Source organism: Burkholderia singularis (assembly GCF_900176645.1).
Lineage (GTDB): Bacteria > Pseudomonadota > Gammaproteobacteria > Burkholderiales > Burkholderiaceae > Burkholderia > Burkholderia singularis.
Genome location: NZ_FXAN01000033.1, coordinates 29,565 through 43,774, shown reverse-complemented (window position 1 = coordinate 43,774; position 14,210 = coordinate 29,565). Strand labels below are relative to the sequence as shown.

Annotated in this window: 16 protein-coding genes and 1 riboswitch; all 16 genes read left to right on the top strand. The window is 66.8% G+C overall.

All coding sequences use genetic code 11. The features are described from left to right. The first annotated feature begins 145 nt into the window (after positions 1–145). Positions 146–279, top strand: a riboswitch (TPP riboswitch). Between the two features lie 250 nt (positions 280–529). The 16 genes from BSIN_RS03435 (at position 530) to hisD (ending at position 14,100) form a co-directional block, all read left to right on the top strand. Continuing rightward, positions 530–1,696, top strand: a complete 1,167-nt coding sequence (locus BSIN_RS03435; RefSeq protein WP_089339516.1) for an FAD-dependent oxidoreductase — start codon at positions 530–532, stop codon at positions 1,694–1,696. 53 nt (positions 1,697–1,749) lie between these two features. Then, a complete protein-coding gene (gene thiS / locus BSIN_RS03430) occupies positions 1,750–1,947 on the top strand; it encodes a sulfur carrier protein ThiS (RefSeq protein WP_059512450.1) in 198 nt (65 codons plus the stop codon). Positions 1,948–2,047: 100 nt separating this feature from the next. Further along, positions 2,048–2,863: a thiazole synthase gene (locus BSIN_RS03425; protein ID WP_069233675.1), complete on the top strand. Its 816-nt coding sequence runs from the start codon at positions 2,048–2,050 to the stop codon at positions 2,861–2,863. Between the two features lie 139 nt (positions 2,864–3,002). Further along, positions 3,003–4,301 (top strand): thiamine phosphate synthase, encoded by a 1,299-nt coding sequence (thiE, locus tag BSIN_RS26365; RefSeq protein ID WP_256583562.1) that lies wholly within the window; start codon positions 3,003–3,005, stop codon positions 4,299–4,301. A gap of 81 nt (positions 4,302–4,382) precedes the next feature. Next, positions 4,383–5,204: an ABC transporter ATP-binding protein gene (locus BSIN_RS03410; RefSeq protein ID WP_059512403.1), complete on the top strand. Its 822-nt coding sequence runs from the start codon at positions 4,383–4,385 to the stop codon at positions 5,202–5,204. Further along, positions 5,201–5,968: a lipid asymmetry maintenance ABC transporter permease subunit MlaE gene (mlaE, locus tag BSIN_RS03405; protein ID WP_089339515.1), complete on the top strand. Its 768-nt coding sequence runs from the start codon at positions 5,201–5,203 to the stop codon at positions 5,966–5,968. Before BSIN_RS03410 ends, mlaE begins: the two co-directional genes overlap by 4 nt. A gap of 11 nt (positions 5,969–5,979) precedes the next feature. After that, complete coding sequence (gene mlaD, locus BSIN_RS03400) at positions 5,980–6,504, top strand: outer membrane lipid asymmetry maintenance protein MlaD (RefSeq protein ID WP_059570966.1); 525 nt, start codon at positions 5,980–5,982, stop codon at positions 6,502–6,504. A 56-nt stretch (positions 6,505–6,560) separates the two neighbouring features. Then, positions 6,561–7,481: an MlaA family lipoprotein gene (locus BSIN_RS03395; RefSeq protein WP_089339537.1), complete on the top strand. Its 921-nt coding sequence runs from the start codon at positions 6,561–6,563 to the stop codon at positions 7,479–7,481. A gap of 119 nt (positions 7,482–7,600) precedes the next feature. Then, the gene (locus tag BSIN_RS03390) at positions 7,601–8,233 is read left to right on the top strand and encodes an MlaC/ttg2D family ABC transporter substrate-binding protein (protein WP_089339514.1); all 633 of its coding nucleotides are present in this window, start codon (positions 7,601–7,603) and stop codon (positions 8,231–8,233) included. Continuing rightward, complete coding sequence (locus BSIN_RS03385) at positions 8,230–8,499, top strand: STAS domain-containing protein (protein ID WP_089339513.1); 270 nt, start codon at positions 8,230–8,232, stop codon at positions 8,497–8,499. The genes BSIN_RS03390 and BSIN_RS03385 overlap by 4 nt, the downstream gene beginning before the upstream one ends. A gap of 200 nt (positions 8,500–8,699) precedes the next feature. Further along, positions 8,700–9,626, top strand: coding sequence for an ABC transporter ATP-binding protein (locus BSIN_RS03375; RefSeq protein ID WP_059512397.1), 927 nt, complete (start codon positions 8,700–8,702; stop codon positions 9,624–9,626). Next, positions 9,623–10,378: an ABC transporter permease gene (locus BSIN_RS03370; RefSeq protein ID WP_059512396.1), complete on the top strand. Its 756-nt coding sequence runs from the start codon at positions 9,623–9,625 to the stop codon at positions 10,376–10,378. The genes BSIN_RS03375 and BSIN_RS03370 overlap by 4 nt, the downstream gene beginning before the upstream one ends. Positions 10,379–10,478: 100 nt before the next feature. After that, the gene (locus BSIN_RS03365; protein WP_059512395.1) at positions 10,479–10,718 is read left to right on the top strand and encodes a BolA family protein; all 240 of its coding nucleotides are present in this window, start codon (positions 10,479–10,481) and stop codon (positions 10,716–10,718) included. A gap of 100 nt (positions 10,719–10,818) precedes the next feature. Next, a complete protein-coding gene (gene murA / locus BSIN_RS03360) occupies positions 10,819–12,081 on the top strand; it encodes a UDP-N-acetylglucosamine 1-carboxyvinyltransferase (RefSeq protein ID WP_502213864.1) in 1,263 nt (420 codons plus the stop codon). Beyond that, positions 12,078–12,737 carry an ATP phosphoribosyltransferase gene (gene hisG, locus BSIN_RS03355; protein WP_059512393.1) on the top strand — a complete coding sequence of 220 codons (660 nt, stop codon included), beginning with the start codon at positions 12,078–12,080 and terminating at the stop codon, positions 12,735–12,737. The genes murA and hisG overlap by 4 nt, the downstream gene beginning before the upstream one ends. A 40-nt stretch (positions 12,738–12,777) precedes the next feature. Beyond that, the gene (gene hisD / locus BSIN_RS03350) at positions 12,778–14,100 is read left to right on the top strand and encodes a histidinol dehydrogenase (protein WP_089339511.1); all 1,323 of its coding nucleotides are present in this window, start codon (positions 12,778–12,780) and stop codon (positions 14,098–14,100) included. Positions 14,101–14,210 lie beyond the last annotated feature (110 nt).

The window sequence follows — 14,210 nt, the reverse complement described above, 5'->3', positions numbered from 1 at the left end:
CGCCCTGGGCGATGCCGCCGAGCGGCGCGCGCGATTCGCCGGCCGACGCGGCGATCACGCGCATTGTGCCAGCCTCGCACGCGGCGCGCGAATGCGCGGGCATGCACGGTTTGCCGCCGTTTGCGCTTTTATGGTCTAATGGCCGACGACGAAACAGGGGTGCTTCGTGCGCCGCGACCCGGCCGATGATCGGCTCGGGCATACGCGCAACGAGGCTGAGAGAGTCCCTTCGCACCCGATCCGGATAATACCGGCGCGGGAAGTTTCCGATCCCGCCGGCCCTGTTTTCCTGGCGCCGCCCGATCCGGGCGCGATCGTGTGCAACGTGCACAGCACAGTACGGTTGCGGCCGGCCTCTTTCGCCGGTTTCGTCCTTTTGAATACGCGTTCGCGCGTGGCGGATGGAATCGATGAGCGTTCATTCTTCAGTTCTTTGGCGCGGCAGCCTGCTATCGGCCGCCTGCCTACTCGCGTCCGGCGCGCCGGCGCCGCAGCGGCTTGGCCGTGGCATGTTCGACGGACGGGCGCGATGAACCCGCGCTCGGCCGAACCGGATTTCGCCGTGCTGGGTGGCGGCCTGGTCGGCCGTTTGATCGCATGGCGTCTCGCGCTCGCGGGGCACCGCGTCTCGCTTTACGAGCGCGGCGACGCCGCCGGCACGTCGTCTGCCGCGTGGGTGGCCGCAGCGATGCTCGCGCCGCTCGCCGAGGCGGCAAGCGCCGAGCGCTTTATCACCGATCTGGGCGCGGCATCGCTCGACCGCTGGCTGCGCTGGCTTGCCGAGTTGCCCGAGCCGGTTTTTTTTCAGCGCAACGGCACACTCATCGTTTGGCATCACGCGGATCGCGCGGAAGCGCCGCTTTTCGAGCGCCGCGTGCGCGCGAATGCGCGCGCCGATCTGCTCGACGGCGGCCTCGTGCCGCTCGCGGCCGCGCAGATCGGTGCGACGGAGCCGGCGCTCGCGGGGCGCTTCGCGCACGGCCTGCTGTTGCAGCGCGAAGGCCAGCTCGATAACCGCCAGGCGCTGCACGCACTCGCGGCGGGCCTCGACGAGCGGGGCGTCGACGTGCACTGGCACGCGGGCGTCGACGCGCATGCGCCGCGCGCCGCGCGCATCACGATCGACTGCCGCGGGCTCGGCGCGAAAGCGCAATGGCCGGCGTTGCGAGGGATTCGCGGCGAAGTCGCGCGCGTGCATGCGCCAGGCATCGGGCTCACGCGGCCCGTCAGGCTTTTGCATCCGCGCTATCCGCTTTACGTCGCGCCGAAGGAGCACGATTTGTACGTGATCGGCGCGACCGAGATCGAGGGCGAGGACATGTCGCCCGTTAGCGTGCGCTCCGCGCTCGAACTGCTGAGCGCCGCGTTTTCGGTGCATCCGGCGTTCGGCGAGGCGCGCATCCTCGAATTGAATGCGCAGTGCCGGCCGACGCTGCCCGATCATCGGCCGGCGCTCGTTTGGCATGGCGGCGCGACGCTCGCGGTCAACGGGCTTTACCGGCACGGCTTCATGATCGCGCCGGAGGTTGCCGATACCGCGGCTTGCTTTGCGCAGGCGCTGCTCGAGCGAACGGTCCACGATGCCGACACGTTTGCCGCCTGGCGCGCCGATGCGCGTTGGCCCGCGCTGCTGCACCTCGGCGCCGAGCGTCAGCAAGCGGGCGCGGCGTGCGGATCGAGCCATGCGAGAGCATGACGAACCTGACAGACAGTTACGGCAAAGAAGATGGCGACACGATGGACAATCCGATCAATTTCCAGATCAATCAGCAGACGCTGACGCTGCCCGGCGGCGCGACGATTGCCGATGCGCTCGCCGCATACGGCGCGCGCCCGCCCTATGCGGTTGCGCTGAACGGCGCGTTCGTCGCGCGCTCGGAGCACGCCACGCGCGCGCTCGCGGCGGGCGACAAGCTCGACGTCGTGCATCCGGTGGCGGGCGGCTGATGCCGCCCCCGCGCATGGCGCGCGCCGCCCGATTTGACGATCGATTCGCCGCTTGATGGCTGCTTCGGCCGCGGCTTCAGTTTCAACCAAGGATGCTTCGATGACCTCCATTCCTTGCGCCGACACGCTCACGCTTTACGGCAAAACCCTCGCGAGCCGCGTGCTGCTCGGCACGTCGCGCTATCCGTCGCTGCAATCGCTGTCCGATTCGATCGCGGCCGCGCGGCCGGGCATGGTGACGCTCGCGCTGCGCCGGCAAATGAACGCCGGCACGGCCGAGGCCGGTTTCTTCGAGCTGCTCAAGCAGCATCGCGTGCCGTTGCTGCCGAATACCGCCGGCTGCCAGACGGTCGCGGAGGCGGTGACCACCGCGCAGATGGCGCGCGAGATATTCGACACCGATTGGATCAAGCTCGAACTGATCGGCGACGATTACACGTTGCAGCCGGACCCGATCGGCCTGGTCGAGGCCGCGGCGCTGCTCGTGAAGGACGGCTTCAAGGTGTTGCCGTATTGCACCGAGGATCTCGTGATCGGCCGGCGTCTGCTCGACGCCGGTTGCGAGGTGCTGATGCCGTGGGGCGCGCCGATCGGCACCGGCAAGGGCATCGTGAATCCGTATGGGCTGCGCGTGCTGCGCGAGCGGCTGCCCGACGTGCCGCTGATCGTCGACGCAGGGTTGGGCGTGCCGTCGCACGCGTGCCAGGTGATGGAGTGGGGGTTCGACGGCGTGCTGCTCAATACGGCGGTGTCGCAGGCCACGCATCCGGAGATCATGGCGCGCGCGTTCGCGCTGGGCGTCGATGCGGGGCGCGCCGCTTATCTCGCGGGCCAGATGGAGCCGCGCGAGGCCGCGCAAGCGAGCACGCCCGTCGTTGGAATGCCGTTCTGGCATCAGGATGGGGGGCGTGTATGAGCGCAGCGCAATTCAGCGGGTCGGAGACGCCGGCGGGAAGGGCCGTCGATGCGGGGCGCGGCCCGCGCATCGGCGCCGCGCTGTCTGATCGGCCGGGGGCGTTCGCGGCTGGATTCGCCGGTGCGCTGGGCGGGCGGGTATGAGCGCCGCGCTGTCCGAAATATTCTGGCCGCCTGCCGACGAGCTGGCCGAAGCCGCCGAGCGGATTCGCGCGAGGCTCGGCGTATGGCCGGCGTCAACCGCGCCGGCGCGCATCTGCCTTGCGCCGCCCGAGCCTGCGCGCGCGGGCGATGTCGTTGTCGCGGCGGCGGGCGACGCCGCCGCGCGCGGCGAGTCGCTCGCGCGGCTGACGGCGGCGGGGGCGGCCGTGATCGTGATCGACGATGCATCGGCGACGCTCCATGCGGGCGGCTCACGCTGCGCGCTCGCTTCGCGCGGGCCGCTCGCGGACGATTGGATCGCCGCGCTCGCCGCATTCATCGATTGCGGCTTCGACACGCGCGACGCGCTCGTCCTCGCGCTTGCATGGCGCGACGGTGACGAGGCGGCCGGCGCCGGCGCGCATCGCGATGATGCGCACGATGCCAGAGCCTCTGCGGGCACGATGCGCGATGCCGGCCCGCTGCTTGGCGGCGGCACGCGCGGCATGGGCGTAAATCGCGGCGAAGCGCGCGGTAACGGCACGGATTGCGCCGATCCTTGCCACCCCGCCGACGCGCATGCTGACGGCAACCTCCTGCCGTGGCCAACCGATTTCGCGCGCCTGCCGCGCGCGTTGAGCGCGCCTGCTGCACCCGCGCCCGGTTTTCCGCCATGTCCGGAGCGGCTGGGCCTCTACGCGGTGCTGCCGAGCGCCGATTGGGTCGAAAGAGTGCTCGATTGCGGCGTGACGACCGTTCAGTTGCGCGTGAAGGGGGCGGCGCCCGACAGGCTGCGCGCGGAAATCGAGCGTGCCGTCGCCGCGAGCCGCCGCTATCCGCATGCGCGTCTCTTCATCAACGACCATTGGCGGCTTGCGCTCGAGGCGGGCGCCTACGGCGTCCACCTCGGTCAGGAGGATCTCGACACCGCCGATCTGGCCGCGATCGCGCAGGCGGGCGCGCGGCTCGGGCTGTCGAGCCACGGCTACTACGAAATGCTCGTCGCGTTGCACGCCAAGCCGAGCTATCTCGCGCTCGGCCCGGTGTTCGCAACCCGCACCAAGGCCGATGCCGCGCCGCCGCAAGGGCTCGCGCGCATCGCGCGCTATGCGCGCATCGCCACCGGGCGCGCGCCGCTCGTCGCGATCGGCGGAATCACCGTCGACACGCTCGCGGCCGTGCTCGCGACGGGGGTGGGCAGTGCGGCGGTCGTCAGCGCGGTCACCGGCGCGACCGACTATCGATCGGCAATTATTGCAATGCAGAAGGTATTTGCCGGTCAATTTGACAATCTCTGACCGGCCCGCAGGGGGCGTCGCAACAACATTCCGGTGCAGGCCCTATAATTCGACGTTCCGCGTAACAGGAATGTCAGCTCCGTGAGCGCCTCCTCCTCTGAGTCCCTGCTAGAGCTTCGCGACGTCGATTTCGGCTACGGCGATCGTCTTGTGCTGTCGAACCTGAACATGCGCTTCGCGCGCGGCCAGGTGGTCGCGGTGATGGGCGGTTCCGGCTGCGGCAAGACGACCGTGCTGCGCCTGATCGGCGGGCTCGTGCGCGCGCGTCGCGGCCAGGTGCTGTTCGATGGCGACGACGTCGGCGCGCAAACGCGCGACGGCCTTTATGCGCTGCGCCGCAAGATGGGGATGTTGTTCCAGTTCGGCGCGCTGTTTACCGACATGTCGGTGTTCGACAACGTCGCGTTCGCGCTGCGCGAGCACACCGATTTGCCGGAAGCATTGATCCGCGATCTCGTGCTGATGAAGCTCAACGCGGTCGGCCTGCGCGGCGCGCGCGAGCTGATGCCGTCCGAGGTATCGGGCGGGATGGCGCGGCGTATCGCGCTTGCGCGCGCGATCGCGCTCGATCCGCAGCTCATCATGTACGATGAGCCGTTCGCGGGGCTCGATCCGATTTCACTCGGCATCACCGCGAACCTGATCCGCACGCTGAATCAGGCGCTCGGCGCGACGTCGATCCTCGTCACGCACGACGTGCCGGAATCGTTCGCGATCGCCGATTACGTGTACTTCCTCGCGAACGGCGGTGTTCTGGCCGAGGGCACGCCCGACGAGCTGCGCGCGTCGACCGAGCCGAGCGTGCGCCAATTCATCGACGGCGCGCCGGACGGCCCGTTCAAATTTCACTACATGAGCCAGCCGCTCGCGGCGGACTTCGGACTGGGCGGAGGGCGCGGATGATCAGCACGATCGGACGTTTCGTGATCGGCGGACTCGAGCGCACGGGCTACGCGAGCCGGATGTTCGTGCGCGTCGTGCTCGAATTCTTCTCGTTGCTGAAAAGGCCGCGGCTGGTCACGAAGCAGATTCATTTTCTCGGCAATTATTCGTTCGTGATCATCGCCGTGTCGGGGCTGTTCGTCGGCTTCGTGCTCGGCCTGCAAGGCTATTACACGCTGAACCGCTACGGCTCCGAGCAGGCGCTCGGCCTGCTCGTCGCGTTGTCGCTCGTGCGCGAGCTGGGCCCGGTGGTGTCGGCGCTGCTGTTCGCCGGCCGCGCGGGCACGTCGCTGACGGCCGAAATCGGCCTGATGAAGGCGGGCGAGCAACTGACCGCGCTCGAAATGATGGCGATCGATCCGCTGAAGAACGTGATCGCGCCGCGGATGTGGGCGGGCGTGATTGCGATGCCGCTGCTCGCGGCGATCTTCAGCGCGGTCGGCGTGCTCGGCGGCTACGTCGTCGGCGTGCTGCTGATCGGCGTCGATTCCGGCGCGTTCTGGTCGCAGATGCAGGGCGGCGTCGCGGTATGGGCGGATGTCGGCAACGGCGTGCTCAAGAGCGTCGTGTTCGGTTTTGCCGTCACGTTTATCGCGCTGTTTCAAGGGTACGAAGCGAAGCCGACGCCCGAAGGCGTGTCGCGCGCGACGACCAAGACCGTCGTGTATGCGTCGCTTGCCGTGCTCGGTCTCGATTTTCTGCTGACCGCGTTGATGTTCAGCTAAGCCTTTTTGGGATGACGATGAAAAAGACTGCTCTCGACTTCTGGGTCGGCCTCTTCGTGGTGTTGGGCTTTCTCGCGCTGCTGTTTCTCGCGCTGAAGGTCGGCAACATGAGTTCGCTGTCGTTTCAGCCGACTTACACAGTGAAGATGAAATTCGACAACATCGGCGGGCTGAAGCCGCGCGCGGCGGTCAAGAGCGCGGGCGTGGTGGTCGGCCGGGTCGGCTCGATCGGCTTCGATTCGAACACCTATCAGGCGCTCGTGACGATCGATCTCGATAAGCAGTATCAGTTTCCGAAAGATTCGTCGGCGAAGATCCTGACGTCCGGGCTGCTCGGCGAGCAGTACATCGGCCTCGAGCCTGGCGGCGACACGGAAATGCTGAAATCCGGCGACACGATTACGATGACGCAATCGGCAATCGTGCTCGAGAACCTGATCGGCCAGTTCCTATACAGCAAGGCGGCGGACGCGGGCGGCTCGAAGCCGGCCGCGGCATCAGGCGCGGCCGCCGCGTCGGGCGCCCCCGCGCATTGAGCGTGCGGCGCGCCGAGCCGGTGACAGACGATAGAAAACGCGAGGGAAAGAACATCATGCAGACGATTCGCATCAGCCACGCAATGCTGACGCTCACGGCCGCGGCGGCATTGAGCGGCTGCGCGACGGTGCAAACGCCCACGAAAGGCGATCCTTTCGAAGGCTTCAACCGGACGATGTACAAGTTCAACGACACGGTCGATACCTATGCGCTCAAGCCCGTCGCGCGCGGCTACCAGTGGGCGGTGCCGCAGCCGGTGCGCGACAGCGTGACCAATTTCTTCTCGAATATCGGCGACGTCTATATCGCCGCGAACAATATCGTGCAGTTGAAAATCGCCGACGGCGTCGGCGACATCATGCGCGTCGTGATCAACACGGTGTTCGGCGTCGGCGGCCTGTTTGACGTCGCGACGCTCGCAAAGCTGCCGAAGCACACGAACGACTTCGGCGTGACGCTCGGCCATTACGGTGTGCCGAGCGGCCCGTACCTCGTGCTGCCGTTCCTCGGCCCGAGCACGGTGCGCGACACGGCGGGCCTCGCGGTCGATTACGCGGGCAACCCGCTCACCTACGTGAGCCCGAATTCGGTGAGCTGGGGGCTGTTTGGCTTGAACCTCGTCAATACGCGCGCGAACCTGCTCGGCGCGGGCGACGTGCTCAATGCGGCCGCCATCGACAAATATTCGTTCGTGCGCAATGCGTACCTGCAGCGCCGTCAGTTGCTGATCGGCGGCAACGCGCAGGCCGACCTGCCGAACTATGGTGACCAGGCGCTGCCGAAGTACGATATGCCGGACGACGGCGCGGCCGCCGCGGGTGCCGCGACGGCGGCGTCCGGTGCCGAGCCGGCGCAGGCCGCGTCCGCACCGGCCGCGGCTGAGCCGAACCCGGCCAGCGCGACGCAGGTGCCGCCGCAGCAGGTGGTGCCGCCGTCGCCGGGCGGGATTCACCTGCCGAGCATCCGGCTGCATTGAGTCCGCCCCGGCGCTTACACTCGTTACAGCCGGAAACGATTCTGACGGCGATGGCGCGAACTTGTGCCGCCGCTGCCGGTTCCAAGTTCTGGCACTGATCACATACGCAGGACATACTTATGAAGAAACTGTTTCTGATCCCCGTTTTCGCCGCGCTGTTCTCGTTTGGCGCGGCCGCCGCACATGCCGAAGTCGACCAATCGAATCCGCAGGCGCTGATCAAGACCGCGACGCAGCAGGTGCTCGACGAAGTGCGCACACAGACGATCAAGCAGGGCGACACCGCGCGCATCATGACGATCGTCAACAAGGACATCCTGCCGTACACCGATTTTCGCCGGACCACGCAGCTTGCGATGGGCCGCAACTGGCGCACCGCGACACCCGCGCAGCAACAGCAGGTGCTCGAGCAGTTCAAGATGCTGCTGATCCGCACGTACTCGGGCGCGCTCGCGCAATTGAAGCCGGATCAACAGATCCAGTATCCGCCGTTCCGCGCCGATCCGGATGCAACGGACGTCGTCGTGCGCACGGTGGCGATGAACAACGGTCAACCGGTGCAGATCGACTATCGCCTTTACAAGACGCCGCAGGGCTGGCGCGTGTATGACTTGAACGTGCTGGGCGCGTGGCTGATCCAAACGTACCAGCAGCAGTTCAACGAAAAAATCCAGCAAAGCGGCGTGGACGGCTTGATCCAGTTCCTGACCGAACGCAACCAGCAGCTTGCTTCGGGCAAGCAATCGTCGTGAACCGCTTCGGCACTGGTGCGACGCTGACCCACGCAAGCGCGAAGACCGTGCTTGCGCAAGGGCTCGCGCATATCGACGCGGGCGCGACGGCAGTCGATTGCGGCGCGCTCACCCAATTCGATTCCTCCGCGCTGGCGGTGCTGCTCGCATGGCAGCGCGCCGCGCGTGAGCGCGGCGCCACGCTCGATATTCTCAACGTGCCGCCGAAGCTTGCAAGTCTCGCGCAGGCTTACGGCATCGACACCCTTCTCCCACAGCGACATTGACGCTCGCATCGAGGCCCGCCGGCGGCTGACGCGCCGCCGCAAGCGGGCCGCCGGGCTCCGGCTTGCTCATTGGGGTTCCCCGGCCGGCTTGGCCGGTTTGCCCTATAATCAACCGTTTTGCAGGACTGCCGAACGGTCCCCATTTCCTCCTTGCGCATCAGCATAAAGAAGGCATCGCGGCCGCCGGGCCGCGCTCAGTCATGTCAGCGATAGAAATCCGTCACGTCAAGAAGCGCTACAAATCGCTTCAGGCGCTCAAGGGTGTCAGCCTGTCGGTCGACGAAGGCGAGTTTTTCGGCTTGCTCGGCCCCAACGGTGCAGGTAAGACCACGCTCATCAGCATTCTTGCCGGCCTCGCGCGTGCCGACGAAGGCACCGTCTCGGTGCGCGGCCACGACGTCGTCAAGGATTTCCGCGCGGCGCGGCGCGCACTTGGCGTCGTGCCGCAGGAGCTGGTGTTCGATCCGTTCTTCTCGGTGCGCGAGACGCTCAGGATCCAGTCGGGCTATTTCGGGCTGCGCCGCAACGACGACTGGATCGACGAAGTCATGGACAACCTCGGCCTGGCCGATAAAGCCGATTCGAACATGCGCGCGCTGTCGGGCGGGATGAAGCGGCGCGTGCTGGTCGCGCAGGCGCTCGTTCACCGGCCGCCCGTGATCGTGCTCGACGAGCCGACCGCGGGCGTCGATGTCGAACTGCGCCAGACGCTGTGGAAGTTCATTTCGCGGCTGAACCGCGAAGGCCATACGATCGTGCTGACGACGCACTATCTCGAAGAGGCGCAGGCGCTGTGCGACCGGATCGCGATGCTCAGGCGCGGCGAAGTCGTCGCGCTCGAGCGCACCCGCGCGCTGCTGCAGCGCTTCTCGGGGCTGCAACTGTTCGTGCGCCTGTCGCGCGGTGTGCTGCCTGCCGAACTGCGTGCGCTCGAGGTCGAGGCTGAGCCAGCGTCCGCGCCCGGCCATCTGCTGCGCGTCGGCGATTATGACGAGGTCGAGAGGATTCTTGCGCGATGCCGTGCGGCCGGTTGCGGCTTCGACGAGATCGAGATCCGCAAGGCCGATCTGGAGGATGTGTTCATGCAAATCATGAACGGCGCGGAAGTCGTCGAGGGCTTGGCATGAACGGGTTTCGCACGTTGTTCCACAAGGAGATTCTGCGGTTCTGGAAGGTGTCGTTCCAGACGGTGCTCGCGCCCGTCGTCACCGCGCTGCTGTATTTGACGATCTTTGGCCACGCGCTCACCGGGCGCGTGAACGTGTATCCGGGTGTCGAATACGTGAGCTTTCTCGTGCCGGGCCTCGTGATGATGAGCGTGCTGCAGAACGCGTTCGCAAACAGCTCGTCCTCGCTGATCCAATCGAAGATCACCGGCAATTTGGTGTTCATGCTGCTGCCGCCGCTGTCGTATGCGGATATCTTCGGCGCTTATGTGCTCGCGTCGGTGGTGCGCGGGCTCGCGGTCGGCGCGGGCGTGTTCGCCGTGACGATCTGGTTTATCCCGGTCGGCTTCGCCGCGCCGTTCTACATCGTCGCGTTCGCGCTGCTCGGCTCGGCGATCCTCGGCACGCTCGGCCTCATCGCCGGCATCTGGGCCGAGAAATTCGACCAGCTTGCCGCATTTCAGAACTTCCTCATCATGCCGCTCACGTTCCTGTCTGGCGTGTTCTATTCGACGCACTCGCTGCCGCATGTCTGGCGCGCGTTGTCGAGGCTCAATCCGTTTTTCTACATGATCGACGGCTTTCGCTACGGGTTCTTCGGCGTCGCCGATGTCAATCCCGCCGCGAGCCTCGCGATCGTCGCCGGATTTTTCGTGCTGCTTGCACTGATCGCGATGCGTTTGCTCGCGACCGGCTATAAGCTGCGCCATTGAAATGAAGCCAATTCCGTCCGCCGCGTCTGCCGCGCGCTGCTCGCGCACGCCTGCACGCCCGACGCGGCGCGACGCACATTGATGCACAGAGGAGCATGTCATGTTGCCGACTCCCGAACAGGTCAAGCAATACATCGAGGCGGGCCTTGCCTGCACTCATCTGGAAGTCGAAGGCGACGGCCAGCATTTTTACGCGACGATCGTGTCGCCCGCGTTCGAGGGCAAGCGGCCGGTCGCGCGGCATCAGCTCGTGTATGCGGCGCTCGGCGAGCGCATGAAGCAGGAAATCCACGCGCTCAGCATGAAAACGCTGACGCCCGCCGAATGGCAGAACGTATAACCGGAAACGCCTAGTGCAAGTCACCGTCAACGAACGCGACGCCGTCGAGCGCGTCGCCACGGTAGCCCCGGCCGATAATCGGGAAGCGCAGGGATCAGGGATGGACAAGCTCGCGATCGACGGCGGCCGGCGTCTGGCCGGCGAGATCGCGGTGTCGGGCGCGAAGAATGCGGCGCTGCCGATTCTTTGCGCGAGCCTTTTGAGCGCGCAACCCGTTCATCTGGACAACGTGCCGGACCTGAAGGACGTGCGCACGATGCTCAAGCTGCTCGCCCAGATGGGGGTGCGCGAAGAGACGGGCGGCGCGCGCGTCGCGCTCGACGCATCGCGCGTCGACAATCCGGTCGCGCCCTACGAACTCGTGAAGACGATGCGCGCGTCGATTCTCGTGCTCGGGCCGCTCGTTGCGCGCTTCGGTTATGCGAAGGTGTCGCTGCCGGGCGGTTGCGCGATCGGCGCGCGGCCGGTGGATCAGCACATCAAGGGCCTGCAGGCGATGGGCGCGGAGATTCAGATCGAACACGGCTACATCGAGGCGCGCGCGAAACGTCTGAAGGGCGCGCGGATCGTCACCGACATGATCACCGTCACCGGCACCGAGAACCTGCTGATGGCGGCGACGCTTGCCGACGGCGAGACGGTGATCGAGAATGCCGCGCGCGAGCCGGAAGTGGCCGATCTCGCGCGCCTGCTCGTCGCGATGGGCGCGCGCATCGACGGGATCGGCACCGACCGGCTCGTGATCCAAGGCGTCGACGCGCTGCACGGCGCGGCGCACACGGTGATTGCGGACCGGATCGAGGCAGGCACGTTCCTGTGCGCGGTCGCGGCGGCGGGCGGCGACGTGACGCTGACCGGCATGCGCGCGCACATTCTCGACGCGGTGATCGACAAGCTGCGCGAAGCCGGTGTGACGATCGACGAAGGCGACGATTGGCTGCGCGTGCGGATGGACCGCCGCCCGCGGGCGGTGGCGATCCGCACGTCCGAATATCCGGCGTTTCCGACCGACATGCAGGCGCAGTTCATGGCGCTCAACACGGTCGCGGACGGCACCGCGCCGGTGATCGAGACGATTTTCGAGAACCGTTTCATGCACGTGCAGGAGTTGAACCGGCTCGGCGCGAATATCACGATCGACGGCAACACGGCGCTCGTCGCGGGCGTGCCGAGGCTGTCCGGCGCGAACGTGATGGCGACCGACCTGCGCGCGTCCGCGAGCCTCGTGATCGCGGGGCTGACCGCGCACGGCGAGACGCTCGTCGAGCGGATCTATCATCTCGACCGTGGCTACGACCGGATGGAAGCGAAGCTGACGGCCGTCGGCGCGAGCGTGCGCCGTATTTCGGGGAGCCAAGCATGACGAGCGCACCGTTGACGCTGGCGTTGTCGAAAGGGCGTATCTTTGAGGAAACCGTGCCGCTGCTCGCGGCAGCGGGCGTGACGGTCGCCGAGGATCCGGAGCGTTCGCGCAAGCTGATCCTGCCGACCACCGATCCGAACCTGCGCGTGATCGTCGTGCGGGCGACGGACGTGCCCACCTACGTCGAGTACGGCGCGGCCGATTTCGGCGTGGCCGGCAAGGACGTGCTGATCGAGCACGGCGGCTCGGGGCTCTACCAGCCGATCGACCTGGACATCGCGCGCTGCCGGATGTCGGTGGCGGTGCCGGCGGGCTTTGATTATGCGAACGCGGTGCGCCAGGGCGCGCGGTTGCGCGTGGCGACGAAGTACGTGCAGACCGCCCGCGAGCATTTCGCCGCGAAGGGGGTGCACGTCGACCTGATCAAACTGTACGGTTCGATGGAGCTTGCGCCGCTCGTCGGCCTTGCCGACGCGATCGTCGATCTGGTGAGCTCGGGCGGCACGTTGAAGGCGAACAATTTGGTCGAGGTCGAGGAGATCATGCCGATCTCGTCACGCCTCGTCGTGAACCAGGCCGCGCTGAAGCTCAAGCGCGCCGCGCTGAAGCCGTTCCTCGACGCGTTCGAACGTGCGTCCAGGCGAGACGGAATCTGACCCTGAAAGGCTTTCGGCGTATTACGGAACGGATGACAGCATGGCTATCAAGATTCGCAAACTCGATTCGGCAAACGAGGGTTTCGACGCCGAACTACGCACGGTGCTTGCGTTCGAGGCGAGCGAGGACGACGCGATCGAGCGCTCGGTCGCGCAGATTCTGGCGGACGTGAAGGCGCGCGGCGACGCCGCGGTGCTCGACTACACGAACCGCTTCGACCGGCTCGACGCGTCGAACGTCGCGGCGCTCGAGCTGCCGCTCGACGCGCTGCAGACGGCGCTCGACGGTCTGGAGCCGAAGCGCCGTGCGGCGCTGGAGGCTGCCGCCGCGCGCGTGCGCGCCTATCACGAGAAGCAGAAGATCGAATGCGGCAGCCATAGCTGGCAATACACGGAAGCCGACGGCACGGTGCTCGGGCAGAAAGTGACGCCGCTCGACCGCGTCGGCCTGTACGTGCCGGGCGGCAAGGCTGCTTATCCGTCGTCGGTGCTGATGAATGCGATTCCGGCGCGGGTCGCGGGCGTCGGCGAGATCGTGATGGTCGTGCCGACGCCGGACGGCGTGAAGAACGATCTGGTGCTCGCCGCGGCGCTGTTGGGCGGCGTCGACCGCGTGTTCACGATCGGCGGCGCGCAGGCCGTGGCCGCGCTCGCATACGGCACCGAGACGGTGCCTGCCGTCGACAAGATTTGCGGGCCGGGCAACGCCTATGTCGCGTCGGCGAAGCGCCGCGTGTTCGGCACGGTCGGCATCGACATGATTGCCGGGCCGTCGGAAATCCTCGTGCTGTGCGACGGCACGACCGATCCGCATTGGGTCGCGATGGATTTGTTCTCGCAGGCCGAGCACGACGAGCTTGCGCAATCGATCCTGCTGTGCCCGGACGACGCGTTCATCGCGCGCGTCGAGAAGGCGATCGACGAGCTGCTGCCGTCGATGCCGCGCCAGGATGTGATCCGCGCGTCGCTCGAAGGCCGCGGCGCGCTCGTCAAGGTGCGCGACATGGAGCAGGCGTGCAGGATCGCGAACGACATCGCGCCCGAGCACCTCGAGATCTCCGCGCTCGAGCCGCAGCAATGGAGCAAGCTGATCCGTCATGCGGGCGCGATCTTCCTCGGCCGCTACACGAGCGAGAGTCTCGGCGACTATTGCGCGGGCCCGAACCACGTGCTGCCGACGTCGCGCACCGCGCGGTTCTCGTCGCCGCTCGGGGTCTACGATTTCTTCAAGCGTTCGAGCGTGATCGAAGTCAGCGCGGAAGGTGCGCAAACGCTTGGCGAGATCGCCTCCGAGCTTGCTTACGGGGAAGGATTGCAGGCGCATGCGAAAAGCGCCGAATACCGGATGAGACAAAACGGCTGAGCGCCGCGCAAGCGCGACGCGAGCTGGAGCAACCAGAAAGACGATCCCCCGAGACCCGGCCGGCCGAGCCGTCTCGCGCGATGCCGGGCCTCGCGCGGGCGCGCTTTGCC